Here is a 23,147-nt window from a genome sequence, read left to right as displayed (position 1 = left end):
TCTGGCAACCACAACATTTAAATATAGGAGGTTCAATGTCAATGAATGACGTAAAAAGCTTATCACATAGTAAATGGAGATGTAAATATCATATTGTTTTTGCTCCGAAGTATAGAAGACAAATAATTTATGGTCGGATAAAAGCTGATGTAGGTAAAATTTTAAGAGATTTATGTAAGAGAAAAAATGTAGAGATTATAGAGGCGGAATGCTGTCCGGATCATATTCATATGTTAGTAACGATACCACCACATTTAAGCGTATCGAGTTTTATGGGATATTTAAAAAGTAAAAGTAGCCTCATGATATTCGATAAACACGCAAATTTAAAATATAAGTATGGAAATAGACATTTCTGGTGTAGAGGATATTATGTGGATACGGTAGGACGATATGAAGGAGCGATAAAAGAGTATATTCGCAATCAACTACAAGAGGATATAGCGCAAGATACATTAAACTTTAAAGAATATACCGACCCGTTTACAGGTGAGCCAGTAAAATAGGCAAAATAAAAGCCCCCGAGTAGGGGGCAGCCAGTGGTAATAGAGTGGTTGTCAGATCATTCAATGCCCTCTTTAGAGGGCCACCACTAGAGAAAGACCCTTATAGGGTCAGAGCAAACCACCCGTTCTACGGGTGGTTATGATTGAAAATACCATCTAATATAGCATTTATGTAAAAATATATATTTAATAATATCAAGATAACGTGTAAATGTGATTTGAGTAACACATTTTATTTTGAGAATGATGTACAATAAAAATGTCCTTGTGAAAATCTGAACATCTTAGCTGGAACACTAGGCATATAGGACGTGATGAATAATATATAGATTATCTAATTAAGATTAATAAAGTACTAAATTGTATCATTGCATAGTTTTGATGTAGTGATATAGAGGAGATAGAATGACAAATAGAATACAAGAACTCACCGTCGATGAAACTTGGCGTAATGAGCAAGATGCGTGGAATAATCGATCTAATTACTTTGTAGAAATGCACAATCGGGACGATCGTAAGGCGCAGGTTACAAAGTTTTTATCCTTCTTGAAGGATGAAAATCTTTTGCCCCCTAAAGGCGGTTGTACCCTTGATATTGGTTGTGGTGTATGTGACTATGCGTTAGGATTGGCTCGTGAAGGCCATAAGGCAACCGGTATAGATCTATCTGATGGTATGATTCGTGGTGCTAAACAATTAGCAGAGGCAGAAGGTTTAGATCTTAGCTTATATATTGCACCGTGGTCTGATGAAACTCGCCGTGAACTAAAATGGGATAAAACCTTTGATTTAACATATAGTATTTTTTGCCCTATCATGTTTGATGTAGAAAACATTCGCGCCATGCATGAATCAAGTAAGGACAAATGCTTGTGGATCGCTTTTAGTGAACGCAGTGATGAAACAGTAGATATGTTATCTGAACATTTCTTTGGTCGCGATTCATTCCCTTGGGATGGTAAGATGAAAGCATGTTTAGATGTTATTCATGAAATAGGGCATAATGTAAAAGTAACCTATAAGACAGTGCCTGAAACAGAGGTTATGAGCCTTGATAAAGCGGTTAATTACTTTGCTATGCGACTTCATAATAATACATGGGGCGATATAGAAGATATGAAGGTAGAAATTAGAAATCTCATTGAACCATTAGCCATTAATGGAGAAATTCATAATAAAACAGTTGATAAAGTGGCTTGGGTATCATGGTCTGTGAAATAGGAGAACAGTATGACAGTTGATGAAAAACGTAAGTTAGAACTAAAAACTATGTACCAAATCATTGGCATCTATTGTCATAATAAGCACCATACTCCTAAGGGTCAGCTATGTGAGGATTGCGAGCAGGTTTGGGAATATGCAGAGCATCGCATTGATGCATGTCCGCATATGGATAGTAAAACATTCTGTAGTGTATGTAAAACCCATTGCTATGCACCTAATTATCGTGAAAAAATCCGTGAAATTATGCGTTATGGTGGACCAAGGATGTTATTTGTATCACCAATCCAAGTTATTAGACATATGTATCTTGAATGGAAAGACAAAAAAAGAGGCTAGCATTTGCTAGCCTCTTTCTTAATGGATTTATCACGTTTTCATGTAATAATCTTATGCGATTGCTTTGTCCAATACAGCTTTGATTAATGCTTTTGTTTGGTCATAGCTTTCACCAGGTTGAGCCTCATATTGTTTGTCGAGGTCGAACCATAAGTTTGGATAGTACTCATAAGGGTGAGTTTTGAAGAGCTCATGAGCGTCTTGATCTTCAACCCAGTTGATATGAATGTCTGCATATGCAGGGTTTTCTGCAACAAGTTCATCGATAGCACGGAATGCATTTGCACAATAAGGGCAACCGTTTAAGTGGAAACCTAAGATTTCTTTCATGGTTTTACAGTCCTTTCCAGACAAAATTAATATATATTTCTATAATTTGAGATTTATTACATACTCATGTACCACAACATGTGGTACACTACTGAGTATAACACATCTATATAAGATATTCAATTTTTTAGATATATCGAATGAGAATATTGAGAATGCGATATGCATTTTTTACATAGTTAAGGAGGCACCTATGATTTCAGGCGCAGCATATGTGGTGAAGGCCCTTCAAGAGGAGCAGGTAGATATACTATTTAACTATCCTGGGGCAGCAACCATTGATATCATGGATGAATTATATAAACAAGATAAGGTAAAAGTGATTTTGCCACGTCATGAGCAAGCATTGGCTCATGCAGCAGATGGTTATGCTCGCAGTACAGGTAAAGTAGGGGTGTGCATGGTAACCTCTGGACCAGGTGCTACAAACCTTGTGACAGGTATTGCTACAGCATACGCTGATAGTGTTCCCCTTGTTTGTATTACAGGTCAAGTAGACTTGGGCCTCATGGGTAATGACGCATTCCAAGAGGTGGATACAGTCGGTATTGTGCGCAATATCTGTAAATATGCTGTTACCGTTCGTGATCGTAAAGAGCTAGGGCGTATTTTGAAAGAAGCATTTTATATTGCCCGTACTGGTCGTCCTGGTCCTGTAGTGGTGGATGTTCCTAAAAACATTCAAAAGGCTATGGGCTCTGATGAGTATCCTACAGAAGTCAATATTCGTGGCTATAAACCAAATACAACAGTTCACGTAGGACAAGTAAAAAAAGCATGTTCTATTATCAGCAAGGCTAAACGACCACTATTCTTATTAGGCGGTGGCGTTAGCATTAGTGGTGCTAACGACCTCATGATGAAGCTAGTAGAAAAAACAGGCATTCCTGTTGTAACTACATTGATGGGTAAAGGTGCTATCGATAGTCGACATCCTTTATATCTCGGCAATATTGGTATTCATGGTGGCTATGCACCGAATGTGGCACTCACTGATTGTGATGTAATGATTTCTATTGGTACACGCTTTAACGACCGTATTACAGGCAAGTTAAGTACCTTTGCACAAAATTGTAAGATTATCCATATTGATGTGGATGCAGCATCTATTTCTAAAAATATTAAGGTAGATATTCCGATTGTAGCAGATGCTAAATTAGCTATTGAAAAATTATTAGAATATATTGAACCTCATGATCTTGGTGAATGGCCTGCACAATTACAACAACTTAAGGCTGACCGCCCTGTTACACAAGCTGGTGAAGAAGGCTTAACACCTCAAATTGTTATTGATTATATTAATAACCACTATGCACGACCTATTGTTGCTACTGATGTAGGACAAAATCAATTGTGGACTACTCAGTTCCTCGAAATTAAAGGACAACACCAAATGTTGACATCTGGTGGCCTTGGCACGATGGGCTATGGGTTCCCAGCGGCGTTAGGGGCTCAAATTGGCAACCCTGATAAACGAGTATTTGCTATCTGTGGTGATGGTGGTGTACAAATGAATATCCAAGAATTTGCCACAGCTATGCATTACCGTTTACCTGTAACTCTCATCATTTTGAATAATGGCTTCCTTGGTAATGTACGGCAATGGCAACAATTGTTCTACGATAAACGATATGCTTGTACTAATTTGTTGATGGATGAAAGCTCTATTGTAACGCGTGATATGATCGATAATGATGAGTTTGAATATGTTCCAAACTTTGTACAATTGGCAGAAGCTTATGGTGCTAAAGCTATGCGTATCACGAAGGCAGAGGATATCGAAAAAGGGTTCCAATTGGCAGATACTTTCAAAGATGGTCCTACATTACTTGAGTTCATCATTCCAACAGAGCTCAATGTATTGCCAATGGTACCAGCTGGCAAATCTTTAAGCGATATGTTATTAAAGGATAAAAAATAGGAGGGGCTATGGAATTACATATGGAAAAACGCTGTATTTCAGCGTATGTAGAAAACCAAATCGGCGTATTGGCTAAAATTTCTGGCCTCTTCGCAGGTAAAAACTATAACCTTGATACATTGACAGTAGGGGAAACTGAAGATCCTACCATGTCTCGTATGACCATTGAGCTCACATGCGATGATTTGACATACGAACAAATCATTAAACAGCTTAATCGCAGTGTAGAGGTGATTAAGGTTATCGACTTTACAGATATGCGGATTACAAAGAAAGAACTATTGTTTATTAAGGTCAACAGTTGCAAAGAAGCAGATAAACAAGAAATCTTCCGCATTGCTCAAACCTTTGACTTGTTGGTAGTTGATTATAACCGCAAATCTGTTCTCGTACAATGTGTAAAAACAGTATCCAAAAATAACGATATGATTGCTCTATTTAAAGATATGTTTGTCAATCGCATTGAAGTTGTACGCGGTGGTAGCGTAGCTATTGAAGCACTATCTACACCTGATAGATAAGTCTTAACTTAATTATTCTAAATCTATTTCTGGAGGATAATGATCTAAGACTGGTAGTGATTTAGAATGGGTACAACTGAATATGATATAATATTTATATCGACCATTATTGATATAGAGACCTTGGTTGTATGCCAAGGTCTTTTTATATAGGAGGTACTATGAGTTTATTAGATGATATTTTAGCCCATAATAGAGAATATGTAGAAGATCAAAATACAGGTTATGTAGAAACAGATACTAAATGCAGTAAGATGCCTAGTCGAGAAATGGCAATCGTTACATGCATGGATACACGTCTTGTTAATTTCTTAGAAGATTCCATGGATATTGGACGCGGTGAAGCGAAAATCGTAAAGACTGCAGGGAACTGTATTACAGGTCCCTTTGATGGCGTTGTACGTAGCTTACTTGTATGTATCTATGAGCTAGGCGTTAACGAAATCTTTATCATTGGTCATCATGAATGTGGTATGGCAAAAACTACAGCAAAAGATCTAACAGAAAAAATGTTGGCTCGTGGTATTGCACCAGAAGCGATTCATATGGTCCGTAAAGAAATGGAACGCTGGGCAGATGGATTTACACATCCTGTAGAAAATGTAGAAGACACAGTAGACGAATTGCGTATGAATCCTTTGATTCCGAAAGACGTACCTATTCACGGTCTTATCTTCCATCCTAGAACAGGTGAAATTGAAGTCATCGTTAATGGCTATACACAAATGAAGCAATATTACGAAAAATAGTAGGTAAATCTTGTTTGACTTAAAGTTAAGTTTAAGTTTTATAATGTGTTCATATTAGTACTTAATACATATTTACATAAAGGAACTATATGAATAAAAGTAAACTATTAAAAACAATTATAGCTATTGCAGCATTGGTTGTATTAGTCATAGGTGGCTATGTATATAAAGATGCTATACAGAGTCGTATAGCTAGAACAGCGGCTGTAGTGAGTGGCCAAGAGATAAAACCACTACTCGATTCTGAAAGTCGTTATATTCGGCAAATTGTAGCTCAAGATAATAGCACAAGCCGTACCATTATGTGGCAGTCTGATAGTAGTGAATCTGATGCTATCATAGAATATCGCCAAGATGGGACCGATACTATACAAACCATAAATGCTACAGATAAAGCTTTTACCGATGATGGCAGTACTACCTATATTCATGAGGGCACTTTGACAGGGTTAACACCTGAAACAAAGTATGAGTATCGTGTTGGGTATGGCAGTGATCGCCGTAGTGATTGGTACTCCCTGGAAACGGCTGGCGCTAGTGTCTATGATGTTCTTATCTATCCAGACTCTCAGTCGGGGGATTATTCTCAATGGGAAGAGATTGTAAAGGACTCAGCACATCGCAATCCAAGGACAGCCCTGTATATTAGTATGGGGGACCTTGTAGATAATGGGGAACAAGACTATCAATGGCGCACTTGGTTAAATTCCATTAGACCGTTGAGTGCTAATGTGCCGTTAGCAACGACATTAGGCAATCACGAGATGTATACATTAGATTGGAAAATGCGCGAGCCTTATGCGTATTTGAATTATTTCGCAGTACCGCCTAATGGGAATGAAACTTTTAATCGTCGTTATTATTCCTATGACTTCGGTGATGTTCATTACGTTGTATTAGATACGCAACTTTATGAAAGCAATCATGAGGATAATCATGATACGCATCATCCTGATTTATACGATGTACAGATTCAGTGGCTACGCCAAGATTTGACAGCAAATACTAAAAAGTGGACCGTAGTTCTCATGCATCGGGATCCATTCCAATATGCCATTGACCGCCCTGGCGCAAGTCGTGATGTAGGATTCAACGAAGAGGGCGTATTGTTTATGCCTATCTTTGATGAGTTTAATGTAGATTTAGTGTTGTCAGCTCATTTACATTCTTATCGTAATAGAGGGCATGTACGTAACTTTAATCGAGATGCTTCGGGACCATTATATATTCTGACTGGTATTGCCGGAGATACTCGTCGCCCTAAGTGGAAAGAACATCCTTTAGATGTATATGTGGCACCAGATCGAGATAAGAATAACTATATGGCGATGACTGTTACACCTAATAAATTGATTGTAAAAGCTTTCTTACCTGATGGTACACAGCTAGATGAGTCGGTTATAGAGAAATAAAAGCACAAGAGTACAAAAGCATAAGAATATAAAAGTAAAAGACACCTTCTTTGGAAGGTGTCTTTTTTGTGTGTTTATACAAATTGTTTTCTAAAATGTATCCATAAAATAGGTTAACATATAAAAGATAATTATATATTTATTAGGTATTTTATATGCTAAATAAAGTTCATGTAAATTACAGTTTTAAGGACTATGATAAAAATTAATCCATAGCATGACAAATAAAAATACAATAATTATGTATAAAACTTGAATAATACGAGCAATAGTATTATAATACGTACATGAGTTATAAAAATACACAAAATATGTATAAAATATGCATACAGTGTATAAAGGAGATAGAGTAATGAGCACATTACAAGATTTGATTAAGAAGTATGCCGCACAATATAAAGAACAAGTTGTAGCCTGGCGTCGACATATCCATAGTCATCCAGAATTATCTGGTGAAGAAAAAAATACATCCTTATTTATTCAAAAGGTTCTTGGTGAATTAGGTATTCCTTTTGTAAATGATGTTTCTGACTATGCAGTTATCGGTAAAATCGAAGGAGCTCAACCCGGGCCAGTAATCGCCTTGCGTGCTGATATAGATGCATTGCCAATTCATGAAACTACAGGCTTGCCATTCGCATCACAAAACGATGGTGTTATGCATGCATGTGGTCATGATAGCCATATAGCAATTTTGCTTGGTGCTGCAGCGATTTTACAATCTATTAAGGATCAATTGCACGGTACTGTAAAGCTTGTGTTCCAACCTTCTGAAGAGGAAGCGTTATTCCCCGGTGCACAAGGCATTGTAGATAGCGGTATCCTCGATGATGTAGATGAAATATATGGTCTTCATGTATGGCCTCAACTTCCAGTTGGTACTGTAGGCTTAAAAAAAGGTAATTTGATGGCTGCATCGGATCACTTCCTTGTTCATATTAAGGGGAAATCAACTCATGGTGCGGAGCCTCATAATGGGGTAGATGCCATCGTAGCAGCCGCAAACTGGATTGTAAACGTAGAATCTATTGTGGCTCGTGAAACAAATCCAATGGAAAATCTCGTGTGTACCATCGGTGTTATCAAGGGTGGCGACAGATACAATATAGGCTGTGGCGATGTATACCTTGAAGGAACATGCCGTACCTATGAACCAGCAAAACGGGATTATATAGAACGACGTCTTGGTGAAAGTTTACAAGCTCTCGATATGTTATTAAAAACAAAGAGTACCTTAGATTATAAACGTGGTCATGGTGCTACTATCAACAATCCAGACGCCATTGATTATGCCACATCTATTGTAGAGAAATATCTTGGTAAAGAAGCTGTGGTACATCCTGAATTCCCGTCTATGGCTGCAGAGGACTTCTCCGCGTATCTTCATAAAATAAAAGGTGCTTTCCTTTGGTTAGGTACTGGATTTGAAGGTAATCCGGCCTTGCATAATGAGGCTTTCACCATTGATGAAAGCATCCTGGAAACTGGTATAACAATGATGGCTGCTATTGCCGCCGAATTTTTACAAGAAAAGTAGTTAAATAAGTAGTTTGAAATAAGAGGTTATTATGAAGAGTTTACAACATACATCATTTAAAACAATGCTTCAATACACACCAGAAGAAATTAAATACTTCTTGGACTTGGCTGCAAAGTTAAAAGCCGATAAAAAAGCTGGCAAAGAAATCAAAACATTAGTAGGTAAAAACTTTGCATTAATTTTTGAAAAAGACTCTACACGGACACGTTGTGCCTTTGAAGTAGGTGCTGCGGACCAAGGTGCTCATACAACATATCTTGGCCCTACAGGTTCCCAAATGAATAAAAAAGAATCCTTAAAAGATACAGCTCGTGTTCTAGGATCTATGTATGATGCCATCGAGTTTAGAGGTTTTGATCAAGCCGATGTAGATACATTAGCTGATTATTCTGGCGTACCTGTTTGGAATGGCCTTACCGATATGGACCACCCAACACAAACATTAGCAAACTTTTTGACACTTCAAGAAAATATCGACAAACCATTGAATGAAATCTCCTATGCTTATGTAGGTCACGGTCAATCTAATATGTGTAATGCCTTAATGAGTGGCGCCGCTAAAATGGGTATGGACTTTAGACTTATCGGTCCTAAACAATACTGGCCAGCCGGTCCATTCTATGAAGAATGTTTGAAAGTTGCGAAAGAAACAGGTGCTACCATTACATGTACAGACGATGTAGCGGAAGGTGTTAAAGGCTTAGATGTAATCTATACAGGTGTATGGGTAACTATGGGTGATACATACGATATGTGGGAAGAACGTATCAATACGTTTAAACCATTCCAAGTTAACGCTGAAATGATGGCATTAACTGGTAATCCAAATACAAAATTCTGTCACTGCTTGCCAGCATTCCACAATACGGAAACTCAAGTAGGTAAAGATATCTTTGAACGGTTCGGCATGAATGGTATTGAGGTAACGGAAGAGGTATTTGAAGGTCCAAACTCCTTAGCATTCCAAGAAGCAGAAAATCGTCTACATACTATCAAAGCTGTTATGGTTGCTACCTTTAGTGACTATCCTTTGAAATAATTTCATCTCCCTAGAAGGTGATGTATGGTATAGTTTGTTTCCTATTTATAATCGATGAAAGTAATAACTGAGAGCTGTATATATAGGTATGAGTCACCAATAGGTGAGAATTGAGGTTTACTATGGCACCGTATAAAGTATTTATTGTCGGGCATGAAGGTACGACAGGTTTAAGAATTCATGAACGGTTATCTGATAGAAAAGATATAGAATTATTAGCTACAGCTGATGAGGATCGTAAAAATGTAGAGGCCATTAAAGAGGTAGCTAAAGAGGCTGATATTGTATTCCTCTGCTTGCCTGATGCTGCATCTAAAGAAATCATGGCCGCTATCGGTGAATTACCATGTAAGGTAATTGATACATCGACTGCCTTTAGAACGGCTGCTGATTGGTCCTATGGTTTCCCAGAGCTCGGTGCGGATTATAAAACAGCCATCGCTACTGAAAAACATATTGCTAACCCTGGTTGTCATGCGAGTGGGATGATTGCTTGTATTGCACCTCTTGTAAAAGCTGGTCTTGTGCCAACAGATTATCCTTTCACTATCACATCCTTAACAGGCTATAGCGGTGGTGGTAAAAAGATGATTGGCCAATATGAAAGTGAACCAAAGGATTATTTTCTCTATGCACCGCGTCAATATGGTCTTAGTCAACAACATAAGCATTTGCCAGAGGTTCAACATGTTTGTGGACTTAGTGAAGCACCTATTTTTATTCCTATTGTTGACGATTATTATTCCGGCATGGAAGTAACTGTGGGCATCCATAGTCGTTTATGTCAAAAGTCAGTTAGCATCGATAAAGTGCAACAAACATTGGAAGACTTTTACAAAGATAGCACAGTCGTTACTGTCGTACCATTTACTGAGAACAGCAATACTGGTATGTTAAATGCCAATCAAATGAGCAATACAGATAGCATGAAAATCTATGTAACTGGTAACAATGAACGAATTATGGTTAATGCCATTTTCGATAATTTAGGCAAAGGTGCATCTGGTGCCGCTGTTCAATGCATGAACATTGCTTTAGGTTTGCCTGAGGATACAGGCCTAGCACTAGGTTAGAGAGGGAACTATGAAGGACGTAACAAATGCAATGCGGGCGCATATCTTAACTGCGGCCGTTCCATATATTAAACAATATACAGATCAATACGTTGTCGTTAAATATGGCGGCAATGCTATGATTGATGAAGAATTAAAAAAATCTGTTATGAAGGATTTAATGCTACTTCAATTAGTAGGGGTAAAAGTTGTACTCGTTCATGGCGGTGGACCAGCTATTAATAACACACTAGATGCCATGAAAATTGAATCCCGTTTTGCAAATGGCTTGCGTGTCACAGATGAAGCGACAATGGATGTAGTACAAATGGTATTAGCCGGTAAGGTTAATAAAGGCCTTGTAGCAGACTTAACAGACCTTGGTGGTAAGGCTGTTGGTCTCTGTGGTGTGGATGGTAATATGATTCAAGTTCATAAACAAAATGATGAGCTTGGTTATGTAGGCTCTATCGATACGATTGATACAAGTATTATCGACGATGTTATCAGTAGAGGTTATATTCCTGTCATTTCTTCCATTGGTATGGGGGCTGATGGTAAGACATATAATATCAATGCTGATACGGTAGCCGCAAAAATTGCCGGTGCCCTTAAGGCGGAAACAATGGTGGCTATGACTAACATTGATGGTGTGCTACGTGATGTACATGATCCTAGTTCTCTAATCTCTAAAATCACTATGGCAGAGGCGGATCAATTAAAAGCAGATGGTATTATTGCAGGCGGTATGATTCCTAAAGTAGATTGCTGCTTAGAGGCTATTAAATCTGGTGCCCAAAAGGTATTTATCATCAATGGTGAAATCCCACATGCTATTCTTATCGAGCTATTGACCGATGAAGGTCTTGGCACGATGTTTGTAAAGTAATATAGTAGGTATAGCGATGGTAATCATTTATTACCATCGTTACCTTTCATATAGATAGACGACGGCATGGCCGTACGTTTGGAGGATGTAATGAGTAATACAATCGATTTTGAACAACAAGATAAAGAATATATAGCCAATACGTATGGCCGTTTTAACGTATGTTTTGAAAAAGGTAAAGGTTCTCTTTTATGGGACGTAGATGGCAAAGAATACATTGATCTTGGATCCGGTATTGGTGTAACCGCATTTGGTGTAGATGACGATGAATGGACAGAGGCGGTAACAAAGCAATCTCATGCTTTGAACCATATCTCTAATTTGTACTATTCTTTACCACAAATTGAATTGGCAAAACAACTATGCGCTAAGACAGGTATGAAGAAGGTATTCTTCTCTAACTCTGGTGCAGAGTCTAATGAATGTGCCATCAAAGCAGCTCGTAAATATAGCCATGACAAATACGGTGAAGGTCGTCATGTCATCGTCACCTTGGTTAATAGTTTCCATGGTCGTACTATTACTACCTTGTCTGCTACAGGCCAAGATGTATTCCATCAACATTTCTTCCCATTTACAGAAGGTTTTATTCATACACCTGCTAATGATATTGATGCGGCCTTACAAGCTCTTGATAATCCAGCAGTTTGTGCCATCATGATGGAACCTATTCAAGGTGAAGGTGGTGTTATGCCACTAGATAAAGAGTTCATACAAGCAGTAACAAAATATGCTCATGAACACGATCAACTCGTGTTAATCGATGAAGTACAAACTGGTAATGGCCGTACTGGTAGTCTATACGCATACCAACAATTTGGCATTGACCCAGATGTAGTATCTACTGCAAAAGGTTTAGCAGGTGGCCTTCCTATGGGGGCTACATTATTCAATGAAAAGATGCAATATGTGTTAAATGCTGGTGCACATGCTACAACCTTTGGTGGCAATCCAATCTGTGCGGCAGCAGGCAATACTATCATTAATCGTTTAACACCAGAATTCTTAGATTCTGTAAAAGTAAAAGGAGACTATGTAAAAACTACCTTAGTCGGCAAACCTGGTATTCTAGGTGTGAGCGGCATGGGCCTTATGCTTGGTATTGAAACTACAGTAGATCCAAAAGCAGTCATTGCGAAATGTCTTGAAAAAGGCGTTGTATGCTTGTCTGCAAAAAATAAAGTACGTCTTTTACCAGCTCTTAATATTCCTCAAGACCAATTGGAAAAAGCGATTACCATTGTAGCTGAAGCTATTGCAGAGTTATCTGCAAAATAATTTTAAGGATAACTTTCATAAATATCATTTAAAATAGTTGCGTAACCGTATAATTATTGAAATAAATCGATGAATATATAGACTTTAGTTCTCATTCGTGTTACCCTAGAAGAAACAGTCTATATTGGAGGAGTAAATATGAATACAGAATCCTTACGTAACGAAGTGTTGGTTCCTGCTGTAGCAAAAACATTAGATATTGCTACAAAAGCAAAACCTACAAAAGAAGAGCTTTTCACAACAGCAAAAATCACTGCTGCTGTGGCAGTTGCAACAGCTGTTGTATCCTTGGCGGTACAAGCAGTATTGCGCAACCGATAAGACATAAAGAAAACGACATGGCGCTGCCTGTCGTTTTCTTTTACTTTTACCCTGTTATTCCCCTTGATTATGGGATTTTATAAGGAGGCGATACCATGCATAGTCGCGATTTAATCGAACAATATAAAGGCTACGTTCAAGATTGGCGTAGATATTTTCATAAACATCCAGAGCTGAGCAATGAAGAGTTTGAAACGACAAAGACTCTCGCTAAAGAATTAGAATCTATGGGCGTAGAGGTTCATGTAGATACAGAGCGTGGCATCGGCTTGATTGGTATCATCCACGGTGATAAACCAGGTAAGGCCATCGCATTGCGTGCTGATATTGATGCATTACCTGTTCACGAACATAATACAGTAGACTATAAATCAGAAACTGAAGGCAAAATGCACGCCTGTGGTCACGATGGTCATATGGCTATCTTGCTAGGCGCTGCCAAGATGTTAATGTCTATGAAAGACCGCATCGAAGGCGACGTATATTTAGCCTTTCAACCTGCTGAGGAGACAGGAGCGGGTGCACCAGATTTCATCAAATTTGGTGATTGGTATGATAAGATAGATTCTATCTTTGGCGGTCACGTGTGGATCGACTTACCAGCAGGACTCATATCTGTAGAAGAAGGTCCTCGTATGGCTGCAAGTAGTCAGATTACTATTAATGTAAAAGGCAAACAAGGCCATGGTGCACAGCCACATCAAGCGATTGATGCCATTGTAGTAGCTAGTGCTATCGTCATGAACTTGCAAACCGTAGTATCTCGTAATGTGAGTGCCTTAGATTCTCTTGTACTCACTATTGGTAATATTCACTCTGGATCTGAATGGAATGTTATCCCTGGTGAAGCTAAAATGGGGGGCACTATTCGATTCTTTGACCCAGACCAAGAAGAGTACTATGTTGAATCTATACGACGCGTAGTAGAACATACGGCTGAGGCTTATGGAGCAACTGCTACATTAGAATATATAAAAAAAGTACCGCCTACTATTAATGATCCTGCATCTAGCGAATTGGCGGAACGTGTCGTTATTGATACATTAGGTAAAGACAAGCTTTCTAAAATGCGTAAAGTAATGCCAGGGGAAGATTTTGCATGGTATTTACAAGATAAACCAGGGTGCTTTGCCTTTATTGGTATTCAAAACCCTGAAATAGAGGCTACCTACGATCATCATAATAATAGATTTAATATGGATGATACCGTACTATCTGCTGCATCAGCGGTATATGCTGAATATGCTATTCAGTGGTTACAAGAACATAAATAGTAAGCGTATAAAAGTGCCATATCTTACGGGATATGGTGCTTTTTCATTGTATTTTTATTTATATTTTCCGTATAGTATAGGTATAATATAGGTATAAGTTGGATGTGATGCAAGTATGATACAAGTATTATATAAGTATAATTCAAGTGTAGTACTTGTGATATAAATCCTCTGTAAGTCTAATACATTCTCTATGAGAGGTACTTATGAATATAGTTATATGTCTCATCATAATTGCTATTACAGGCTTTTTATTGATGAAGCGCTACCAGCCACAACCTATTTTGATTGGCTTAGGAATTCTTATGATGTTCATCGCTTATGAGGCGAGCTGGATTGATGCCATATTAGTTGGTGACCAATCCACAGGAGTTCTCATATTTGATGCCATGGATATTGTGCGAATTACTACGTCTGAGAATATAGTAAATTTAGGTCTCATGATTATGACCTGTGCTGGTTATGCAAAATATATGGAGCATATTGGGGCAGGGACGAGATTGGCACATACATTTATACGTCCTTTATATCGTCTAAATCGTCCATATATTGTACTGGCCCTAATGTTTCTTCTTAATATGGGACTGTCTATTTGTGTACCTAATCCGTTGAGTCTTGCACTTCTTATGATGGTTACTATGTATCCCGTATTGCTTCGCCTTGGGGTGAGCCCAGTGGGGGCTGCAGCGGTTATTGCAACGGGGCATCTTATGGACGTAGGGCCTGGTGCGGTATCTACCTTACTCATTGCAAAGACCTTGAATATGCCCGTGCCAAACTATTTTGTAGGCTACCAGTTGCGCCTTTATTTCTTAGTCGCCATTGTGACGGCTATAGCACACTTTTTCTGGCAGAAATATCGTGACCGGGTGGAGGAACCTAAGGCTATAGATGCTTGTGAAAGTATTCCAGAGGCGCCAATAGGGCCTAAGCCGTATATGATATTCCCATTATTGCCATTGTGTTTTATTTTGGGCTTTAGTCAATATGGCTTTCCTGGTGTGAAGATGAATGTTACCCTTGCTATGATGCTTGCCTTTGGTATAGCTCTATTAGCTGAATTAATTCGTCATCGAAATCTGAGAACAGTACTTAAGAGTACAACTATTTTCTTTGAAGGTATGGGGAACCAGTTCTCTTATGCAGTGACACTTATTATAGGGGGACAAATCTTTGCACAAGGACTAGTGAGTTTAGGTCTTATTGAATCCTTGCTTGGGGCACTTCAAACATTATCTCTTAACTCCATAGGACTTACCTCTGTGCTAGGGGGCGGCATGTTAGGCCTTAGCATGGTGACAGGTAGCAATGTAGCGCCATTATTTACTTTGGTTCCACTAGTACCTAATATCGTAGCTCATCTAGGCCTTGATCCGATTACTACTATGCTTGGTATGCAAAACGGTGCAAGCCTAGGCTTATTCCTTAGCCCTATTAGTCCTGTAATGGTTGGCGTAGCAGGCGTGGCACATATAAAATCAGTAGATTTACTTAAACGAACTGCTGTACCTGTTCTTGTAGCATTACTTACAAGTTGTGTGGGGATATGTCTCCTTTACTAACTGTCATCTAAAAGACTAATTAGTTATATTTAACCAGATATACTATATATCGCTTTTTAAGTTTAGTTTAAAATTAGAAAACCCTCTTTACATGTATCATAAAGAGAGTTATTATATTCCAATAATAAATCATATGTAATTAAAATGGTTTCCTGCAAGGATGCAAGTTTTAGCGCTTTGCGGATAAAAAGGGCCTTTCTTCGCCGGACGGTTCTAGAAGCCAGAAAGGATGTAATGAGCGATCAAGTTTCTATTTCAACAGCAAATATTCGTGGTGCCTTTGGAGGGTTCTTTATCCCAGGTATGTATACAGCCTTATGGGCTGGTTTTGTACCATATTTAAAGGCAAAGCTTAGCATTGGTGAAGATGTACTGGGTTCCATGATTTTAGTGCTCGGTGTAGGTTCTTGTTTGTCCATGGCCATAGCTGGTAAGCTAGTAGAGAACTTTGGATGCAAGAAAGTCGTTTTATTAGCTAGCTTTATTGGCATGTTATCTCTTGCTATTGTTACCATGTGCTCTACAATTGCTACGACTACAGCTGCTTTGTTCTTCTTTGGTATAGGTGTAGGTCTTAGTGGTGCGTCTGCCAATTTACAAGCTATCTTGACAGAAAAGGTGAGTAAGAAACACTTAATGGGTGCCTATCACGGTGGATGGAGTTTAGGCGGTTTTGCCGGCGCTGGTGTTTTGCTAGTGCTCTTAAAAATATTATCCTTACCTGTTAATGAAAGTATTTGGGGACTTCTCATCGTATTATTTATTGCCATGGTTGTGATTAGCCAATTTATGTTGACCTTTGGTAGTGATCCAAATGCAAAGGTTGTTAAAAAATCCAAAAGCCCATTATCTTTCCATCCCATTGCTATTATCTTTGGTCTCTTGTCCTTTGTATCCTACTTAGTTGAAGGTGCCGTAGGGGACTGGAGTGCATTATATCTGTTCGAAGATAAAGGTATCGTTATTGAAGAGGCCGTTATGGGCGTTATGCTCTTTAATGGTACTATGTGTATTGGCCGTTTGTTGGGGAATACAATTGGTAAACATTTAACCTCTAAACAAGTTGTCGTTGGTGGGTATTTATTAGGCGCTATTGCAATGGGCCTTATCGTATTCTTACCAGGTTATGGCTCTATGTATACGTATTTATTACTTGGTATTGCCTTAGCTATGGTAGTACCAAACTTGTTCTCTGCCATGGGGGAACAAAATGTAATTCCTATGACACAAGCTGTGGCAACATCTACCATGCTTGGCTATATGGGGATTTTGATGGGGCCAGCATTGATTGGTTTCATTGCTCATGGCACAAGTCTTACAGTAGCATTTATCGTATTGACTGCATTACTTGTAGTAAGTGCAGGTACTGGTAAATACGCTTATATGTTAATGGAAAAATCAAAAGAAGCTGAAGCTTAAATAATAGCCCCAAAGACGAAATGTCTTTGGGGCTATTTTTATTATTGTCTTTAGACTGGTTCGCGACGTAGTCGCGAATCATAAAACCACCCGCTATGCGGGTGCGGCAACGAAAGTTATACAAAAAAATCACCTTACTTAAGTATAATGTAGGTGTTCAAGCCGCATTATATGCAAAAGAAAGGTGATTTTATATGGCAACAAAGACACAGAGCCTTGCGCACACAAAATGGTTATGCAAATACCACATAGTATTTACACCTAAGTATAGACGTAAAGTTATATATAATCAATATAGAAATAGTTTACGTGAAATACTGAGACGTTTATGCGAATATAAGGGCGTCAAGATTATAGAGGGGGAGCTTATGGCAGATCATGTGCATATGCTAGTATTAATCCCACCTAAAATATCAGTTTCATCTTTTATGGGATATTTAAAAGGTAAAAGTGCACTAATGATGTTCGATAAACACGCAAACTTAAAGTATAAATTTGGAAATAGACACTTTTGGTCCGAGGGATATTATGTAAGTACGGTGGGTTTAAATGAAGCAACCGTAAAAAAATATATACGTGAGCAAGAGTTGCATGACCAAATGAAAGATAAACTTAGTGTAAAAGAATATGAGGACCCTTTTAAGGGTAGCAAGTAATACATATCCCCTTTAAGGGGACCGTTACGAGTCAATGGCTATGCGGCTTGAACGTAGTGAAAGCCAGCGCCTTTAGACGCTGGCCTAGTACTACGGGCTTATAGCCCGTGAGCAAACCACCCGTTTTACGGGTGGTTCTGATTTATGAAATATGGCAATATTATTACGAATATGTTGTAGATCACATTGATTACATACAAAAAAGCCACAGGATTTATCCTGTGGCTTTTACATGTAATATCGTATTAACGGTCCCCGTTGAAGATGGAGTTTTTAACAAGTACATAGTCTACTTTGCGGATTGCTTGTAGAGTAGTACCACCAGCGTAAGAAATAGCGGATTGCAAATCTTGTTCCATTTCAACTAATGTATCAAAGATAGAACCTTTGGAATCGATGAAGATTTTTTTACCTTCTACGTTTTTGCGTTCACCTTTTTGGAACTCAGAAGCAGAACCAAAGTATTCTTTTACTGCTTTGCCGTCAACGATTTTTTCTTCCCCTGGAGATTCTTCATGACCAGCGAATAGGGAACCAATCATAACCATAGTTGCGCCAAAGCGAATAGATTTAGCAATGTCGCCATGATCGCGAATACCGCCGTCAGCGATGATAGGTTTAGTAGCTGCTTTTGCGCACCAGCGAACAGCAGCCAATTGCCAACCACCAGTACCAAAGCCAGTTTTTAATTTAGTGATACAAACTTTACCAGGACCGATACCAACTTTAGTTGCATCTGCACCAGCATTTTCAAGTTCACGAACTGCTTCTGGTGTACCTACGTTACCAGCGATAACGAAAGTTCCAGGCAAGTTCTTTTTGATGTATTGAATCATATCGATTACTGCATTGGAATGACCGTGAGCAATATCGATTGTGATGTATTCAGGTGTTAAATTTGCTTTTTTGAATTCGTCAACTAAAGCAAATTCTTCTGGTTTTACACCAATGGAAATAGAAGAATATAAGTTAAGGTCGTGCATGCGTTTTACAAAGTCCATACGACGTTCTGGTTGGAAACGATGCATGATATAGAAATAACCTTCACGAGCTAATTTTTCTGCCAATTCTTCGTCGATAATAGTTTGCATATTTGCAGGAACTACCGGCAAGCGGAATGTGCGATTACCTAATTTAACGTGTGTATCACATTCGCTACGGCTAGTTACGATACATTTATTAGGAATTAATTGCACGTCTTCATAATCAAAGATGTTCGTTGTGTTAATCATATTTTCTATATCTCCTTCGAGTATTACATATTGAACCTGTACCATTATACAAGAGACGCGTAAAATTTTCAATACGTTCCGAATATTTTGTTTGGTGTCATGTGAGAACTGTAGTACAATACAAGTAGGATGTATAAATAAAACTACAGTTTTAAAAGTTATACTAAAGAGGAGGTCGATTGAAATGGACCAGTCAAAAACACGCATGCTTGCTGAAGCTGGCGTAGCAATTGCTATTGCACAAGTATTGTCATTTATCACGATTTTCCACATGCCACAAGGTGGCTCTATTAAAGCAGCAGCTTTAGTACCGCTCATGATTTATGCGTATCGATGGGGCGGAACAAGAGGTATCTTTACAGGTGTTGTATATGGTATTTTACATTTTATCTTAGGTTTTAAATCATCGATTCACTATTTAAGTATTATTTTAGATTACTTGGTAGCATATGGTGCTATCGGTGTTTGCGGTTACTTCAAGGATTCTATTTCTGGACTTATCTCAGGATCCATTGTGGCCATTGTATTCCGCTGGGCTGCTTCTGTTATGAGTGGTGTAGTTGTCTTTGCTAGTTATGCTCCGCAAGGACAAAATCCATGGATTTACTCCATGATTTATAATGCATCTTATATGGTGCCAGATGGAATTTTAAATATAGTAGTTTTATTATTCTTATACCAAGGTGTTAAACGAGGTTTAGGGCGTCGTGGATAATTTAGGTTTAATCATTTTAGCTGGTGGTCTTAGTACTAGGATGGGGGAGCCTAAGGCTTTATTGCCTTGGGTTAATGGTGAAAGTCTCATATCCCATGCCCTCCGCAAGGGGCTTGAAGCAGATGTACATGATATTTTGATTTCTGTTGGGGATGATGAACAATTAGGTCATGCCATTCAGACACATATCTTAGATACTTTATCGAACGATGAAAAAGAAAAAATTTCTATTGTTCGGGATTCTGTTGAGCGATGTGGCCCTCTAGGTGGGCTATATAGTGCCTTATCAGTAGGACAGAGTGCAGCCTACGCTGTGATGGCAGTAGATATGCCATTCATGGATATGGATCTGTATTACGACTGGTTATATCAAGTGGATTGTAATACTTGGAATGCCATTGTCCCAAGGGGAAATGCTGGTAAGCTAGAACCTATGGCAGGGATTTATAGACCACATATTGTATCGTTACTTTCATCTATTCTAGCTGGTGATGATGTTTCCTTGCATCATGCCATTGATACTATTGGTCATGTTGAAAGTATCGATGCCAGTGATTATAGCTGGGAGTTAAGTAATGTAAATCATTTTGATGATTACCAATGGGCTCGTGCTTTAGCAGAAAATGAGTTTCGTCGAGTTCCACTTATCAGTGTAGTAGCATCAAAACGTAAAACTGGTAAGACTACAGTTGTAACTCGCCTTGTATCTGAATTACAACAAGCGGGATTTTCTGTTGGCGTTGTAAAGAGTGATAAACATGGATTTCAAATGGATCATGAAGGAACCGATACAGACCTTTCCTATAAAGCTGGAGCTGATGCAGTAGCTATTGCAGGACCTAATGAAACAGCGATTCGAATTCGCACGAAGGAACAGTCAAATCTGTATGAAATATCACAGTTTATGCCTGTCGATATAGTTATACTAGAAACAAGGTCCCAAGGAATTGCGCCTATTATAGAGGTTACCCAAGAGGGACATACGGAAGAGCTTATCTCGGATGCAACGGACCGAGTAGCTACAATTGAAATTAGCAAGTTAGACCAAGACATACCTCAATTGGTATGTCACATACAGGAAATGATGAGGAGTTTACATGGCCGTCGTTACTGTTGAGGAGGCCCTTCGATTATGGGATGAGGCCTTACAAACACAAGTTCATAAAGTAGAAACCATTGATGTTAAGACTGCTAAAGGATATGTGTTAGCAGATGATATTATTGCCCCTACAGATGTACCAGCCTTCCCTAAATCTGCCATGGATGGGTATGCCATTACTTTCAAAGCAGATTGTAATGAGTATATTGTTGACGGTATTATAGGTGCTGGTGTTGTATGGGAACATCCTGTTGAATCTGGACATGCAGTACGTATTATGACTGGTGCGCCCGTACCAGATACATGTGATACCGTTATTATGCAAGAACAGGTGGTTGGTTCCGGAGAACCAGGCACAACAATTACTATTCAAGGTAACTATAAATGTGGTGATCATATCATCCCGCAAGGCGAGGAATGTAGTGCTGGAACTACTGTGATTCCACGTGGTACAGAGGTAACCTCTACAGTACAAACTATTTTGACTGGTCTAGGGTTTACTGAAATAACTGTAAATGCGATGCCTCGGGTGTTAGTTCTTACATCAGGACATGAGGTGATTGAGCCTGGTGAAAGTTTAACACCTGGCAAGATTTATAACTCTAATCGAGCTATGATATGCGGCTTGTTGGAGGATTTAGGTTTTCATAAGATAACGCATTATCATGTGAGTGATGCTCCAGAGGAACTAGAGTCTGAAATTAATCATGTGTTACAGCTCAGTGAAGATGCTGATATTATCATTAGCTCTGGCGGTGTATCCGTAGGGCTGTTTGATACAATGCCTCTTATTTATGAAAAATTAGGCGCTAAATCTATTTATGCGCGCATTCAAATGCGGCCTGGTGCAGCATCTTATGGTGCTGTAACGCCTAAAGGTCAAATTATTTTTGGCCTATCTGGTAATCCAGGGGCTGCGTTTAACGGTTGGCATCTAATCGTAGCACCGACCTTAAAACGCTATAAAGGGTTGGCAAACTGGACTACACCAGTCGTGGCCTGCGTAATGGATTCAGAGATTTTTAAGCGTAATGCCTTTGATCGGTACGTACAAGGTAAAGTCATATTTGGTGGTGGGGTCCCACGCTTTGTGGCTAACCGCCATTTTAATAGTAGCAGTATGTTAGGCCTCTATACGGTGAATGCATTGGCATGTATTCCTCGTGGTATACATGAGGTGCGCCCTGGTGATACCTTTAATGTGTATTTGTTAGGCCTATTACCAGCCATTTAAAATATATAAGATTAACAGCTTTAGATAATCAACATCTTAATAATTAAGCATATTTAATATCTGTCATATTTACCGATATTGATACATAACAAGACGAGGTCTCTGTAGAGGCCTCGTCTGTTTGTTTATATAAAATACATTCAATTCTGTTGCTGCAGTTACTGAAATTTAATCTCAGTCAAATTATAATAAAGTCAACGAAAGGATAATCCTTTTAGTTACATCAATTGAGGTTTGACAAAATTTATTTTAATCTACTTTTTAATTATCTTTGCCATTATATAGTTATATAAGGAGTGATTTTTATGAGTAAGACTTTCACAAAAAATATCCCTGTTAACGAAATTTTACATCTAGGAGATCGTTTAGAGTATAAAGAAGGGCAAGTGATTAGTATTACGATTGCCCAAAATGAACGCCTCAGTATTACCTTATTTGCGTTGCCAAAGGGAGAAGAAATCTCTACACATGTAACTGTAGGTGACGCGATTGTGCAAATCCTCGATGGGGAGGCGCACATCGTCGTTGGCGATGTTGAACATAATGTGAAAGCTGGAGAAACATTGATTATGCCATCTGAAGTGCCACATAGCCTTGATGCTCGCGAAAACTTCAAGATGCTGTTGACCGTAGTTAAATAAATATATCATAATGAATGCATCCCTTGGATTTCTAGGGGATGCATTTTTTGCTGTACGCCGAATAGGCATGACTAAACCCCCAGTTAAACTGGGGGTCGGTAAAAATTCTTAGAGAAAAGGAAAGAACCTCCTAGTGATAAAATGAAGTTGGTCTGGCAACCACAACATTTTAATATAGGAGGTTCAATGTCAATGAA

Annotated in this window: 23 protein-coding genes; 21 read left to right on the top strand and 2 right to left on the bottom strand. The window is 38.7% G+C overall.

Annotation, left to right across the window (positions count from 1 at the left end; translation table 11 throughout):
• The first annotated feature begins 41 nt into the window (after nt 1-41).
• From tnpA (VCHSUH04_RS09160) to VCHSUH04_RS09150, 3 genes are all read left to right on the top strand, one after another.
• Nucleotides 42-506 carry an IS200/IS605 family transposase gene (tnpA, locus tag VCHSUH04_RS09160; protein ID WP_038125930.1) on the top strand — a complete coding sequence of 155 codons (465 nt, stop codon included), beginning with the start codon at nt 42-44 and terminating at the stop codon, nt 504-506.
• A 405-nt stretch (nt 507-911) separates the two neighbouring features.
• Nucleotides 912-1,727, top strand: a complete 816-nt coding sequence (locus VCHSUH04_RS09155) for a class I SAM-dependent methyltransferase (protein WP_105086307.1) — start codon at nt 912-914, stop codon at nt 1,725-1,727.
• A gap of 9 nt (nt 1,728-1,736) precedes the next feature.
• Nucleotides 1,737-2,066 (top strand): nitrous oxide-stimulated promoter family protein, encoded by a 330-nt coding sequence (locus VCHSUH04_RS09150; RefSeq protein WP_105086306.1) that lies wholly within the window; start codon nt 1,737-1,739, stop codon nt 2,064-2,066.
• Nucleotides 2,067-2,117: 51 nt separating this feature from the next.
• On the opposite strand, the gene VCHSUH04_RS09145 is transcribed toward VCHSUH04_RS09150, so the two are convergent.
• The gene (locus VCHSUH04_RS09145; protein WP_005385785.1) at nt 2,118-2,396 is read right to left on the bottom strand and encodes a hypothetical protein; all 279 of its coding nucleotides are present in this window, start codon (nt 2,394-2,396) and stop codon (nt 2,118-2,120) included.
• A gap of 193 nt (nt 2,397-2,589) precedes the next feature.
• Between VCHSUH04_RS09145 and ilvB the strand changes: the two genes are divergently transcribed.
• From ilvB to tnpA (VCHSUH04_RS09075), 14 genes are all read left to right on the top strand, one after another.
• Nucleotides 2,590-4,317, top strand: coding sequence for a biosynthetic-type acetolactate synthase large subunit (gene ilvB, locus VCHSUH04_RS09140; protein WP_105086305.1), 1,728 nt, complete (start codon nt 2,590-2,592; stop codon nt 4,315-4,317).
• An 8-nt stretch (nt 4,318-4,325) separates the two neighbouring features.
• On the top strand, nt 4,326-4,838 hold the full coding sequence (ilvN, locus tag VCHSUH04_RS09135; RefSeq protein ID WP_024064414.1) for an acetolactate synthase small subunit: 513 nt from the start codon (nt 4,326-4,328) through the stop codon (nt 4,836-4,838).
• Between the two features lie 161 nt (nt 4,839-4,999).
• Nucleotides 5,000-5,587 carry a carbonic anhydrase gene (locus VCHSUH04_RS09130; RefSeq protein ID WP_105086304.1) on the top strand — a complete coding sequence of 196 codons (588 nt, stop codon included), beginning with the start codon at nt 5,000-5,002 and terminating at the stop codon, nt 5,585-5,587.
• Nucleotides 5,588-5,676: 89 nt separating this feature from the next.
• Nucleotides 5,677-6,999: a fibronectin type III domain-containing protein gene (locus VCHSUH04_RS09125; RefSeq protein WP_105086303.1), complete on the top strand. Its 1,323-nt coding sequence runs from the start codon at nt 5,677-5,679 to the stop codon at nt 6,997-6,999.
• 352 nt (nt 7,000-7,351) lie between these two features.
• Nucleotides 7,352-8,536 (top strand): M20 family metallopeptidase, encoded by a 1,185-nt coding sequence (locus tag VCHSUH04_RS09120; RefSeq protein ID WP_105086302.1) that lies wholly within the window; start codon nt 7,352-7,354, stop codon nt 8,534-8,536.
• Nucleotides 8,537-8,567: 31 nt separating this feature from the next.
• Nucleotides 8,568-9,578 (top strand): ornithine carbamoyltransferase, encoded by a 1,011-nt coding sequence (argF, locus tag VCHSUH04_RS09115; RefSeq protein WP_105086301.1) that lies wholly within the window; start codon nt 8,568-8,570, stop codon nt 9,576-9,578.
• 122 nt (nt 9,579-9,700) lie between these two features.
• Nucleotides 9,701-10,651 (top strand): N-acetyl-gamma-glutamyl-phosphate reductase, encoded by a 951-nt coding sequence (gene argC / locus VCHSUH04_RS09110; RefSeq protein ID WP_105086300.1) that lies wholly within the window; start codon nt 9,701-9,703, stop codon nt 10,649-10,651.
• 10 nt (nt 10,652-10,661) lie between these two features.
• The gene (gene argB / locus VCHSUH04_RS09105) at nt 10,662-11,519 is read left to right on the top strand and encodes an acetylglutamate kinase (protein ID WP_105086299.1); all 858 of its coding nucleotides are present in this window, start codon (nt 10,662-10,664) and stop codon (nt 11,517-11,519) included.
• A 90-nt stretch (nt 11,520-11,609) separates the two neighbouring features.
• Nucleotides 11,610-12,797 (top strand): aspartate aminotransferase family protein, encoded by a 1,188-nt coding sequence (locus VCHSUH04_RS09100; protein WP_105086298.1) that lies wholly within the window; start codon nt 11,610-11,612, stop codon nt 12,795-12,797.
• Nucleotides 12,798-12,935: 138 nt separating this feature from the next.
• Nucleotides 12,936-13,118: a hypothetical protein gene (locus VCHSUH04_RS09095; protein WP_005385822.1), complete on the top strand. Its 183-nt coding sequence runs from the start codon at nt 12,936-12,938 to the stop codon at nt 13,116-13,118.
• 95 nt (nt 13,119-13,213) lie between these two features.
• Nucleotides 13,214-14,392, top strand: a complete 1,179-nt coding sequence (locus VCHSUH04_RS09090; protein WP_105086297.1) for a M20 family metallopeptidase — start codon at nt 13,214-13,216, stop codon at nt 14,390-14,392.
• Nucleotides 14,393-14,598: 206 nt separating this feature from the next.
• The gene (dcuC, locus tag VCHSUH04_RS09085) at nt 14,599-15,954 is read left to right on the top strand and encodes a C4-dicarboxylate transporter DcuC (RefSeq protein WP_105086296.1); all 1,356 of its coding nucleotides are present in this window, start codon (nt 14,599-14,601) and stop codon (nt 15,952-15,954) included.
• Between the two features lie 234 nt (nt 15,955-16,188).
• On the top strand, nt 16,189-17,373 hold the full coding sequence (locus tag VCHSUH04_RS09080) for an MFS transporter (protein WP_105086295.1): 1,185 nt from the start codon (nt 16,189-16,191) through the stop codon (nt 17,371-17,373).
• A gap of 194 nt (nt 17,374-17,567) precedes the next feature.
• Nucleotides 17,568-18,029: an IS200/IS605 family transposase gene (tnpA, locus tag VCHSUH04_RS09075; RefSeq protein ID WP_005380067.1), complete on the top strand. Its 462-nt coding sequence runs from the start codon at nt 17,568-17,570 to the stop codon at nt 18,027-18,029.
• A 245-nt stretch (nt 18,030-18,274) separates the two neighbouring features.
• Here the strand turns inward: tnpA (VCHSUH04_RS09075) and VCHSUH04_RS09070 are convergent, their stop codons facing one another.
• Nucleotides 18,275-19,261, bottom strand: coding sequence for a GMP reductase (locus tag VCHSUH04_RS09070; RefSeq protein WP_039969037.1), 987 nt, complete (start codon nt 19,259-19,261; stop codon nt 18,275-18,277).
• 184 nt (nt 19,262-19,445) lie between these two features.
• Between VCHSUH04_RS09070 and thiT the strand changes: the two genes are divergently transcribed.
• The 4 genes from thiT (at nt 19,446) to VCHSUH04_RS09050 (ending at nt 22,950) form a co-directional block, all read left to right on the top strand.
• Nucleotides 19,446-19,976, top strand: coding sequence for an energy-coupled thiamine transporter ThiT (thiT, locus tag VCHSUH04_RS09065; protein ID WP_105086294.1), 531 nt, complete (start codon nt 19,446-19,448; stop codon nt 19,974-19,976).
• Nucleotides 19,969-21,093 carry a molybdopterin-guanine dinucleotide biosynthesis protein B gene (mobB, locus tag VCHSUH04_RS09060; RefSeq protein WP_105086293.1) on the top strand — a complete coding sequence of 375 codons (1,125 nt, stop codon included), beginning with the start codon at nt 19,969-19,971 and terminating at the stop codon, nt 21,091-21,093. Before thiT ends, mobB begins: the two co-directional genes overlap by 8 nt.
• The gene (locus tag VCHSUH04_RS09055; protein ID WP_105086292.1) at nt 21,074-22,309 is read left to right on the top strand and encodes a molybdopterin molybdotransferase MoeA; all 1,236 of its coding nucleotides are present in this window, start codon (nt 21,074-21,076) and stop codon (nt 22,307-22,309) included. The genes mobB and VCHSUH04_RS09055 overlap by 20 nt, the downstream gene beginning before the upstream one ends.
• 305 nt (nt 22,310-22,614) lie before the next feature.
• Nucleotides 22,615-22,950 carry a cupin domain-containing protein gene (locus VCHSUH04_RS09050; protein ID WP_105086291.1) on the top strand — a complete coding sequence of 112 codons (336 nt, stop codon included), beginning with the start codon at nt 22,615-22,617 and terminating at the stop codon, nt 22,948-22,950.
• The last annotated feature ends 197 nt before the right edge of the window (nt 22,951-23,147 follow it).

It is taken from the genome of Veillonella sp. T14073-2 (genome assembly GCF_002959875.1).
Lineage (GTDB): Bacteria > Bacillota > Negativicutes > Veillonellales > Veillonellaceae > Veillonella > Veillonella infantium.
Note: the sequence above shows the minus strand (reverse complement) of the source record. Positions and strands in the feature narration are given on the sequence as shown.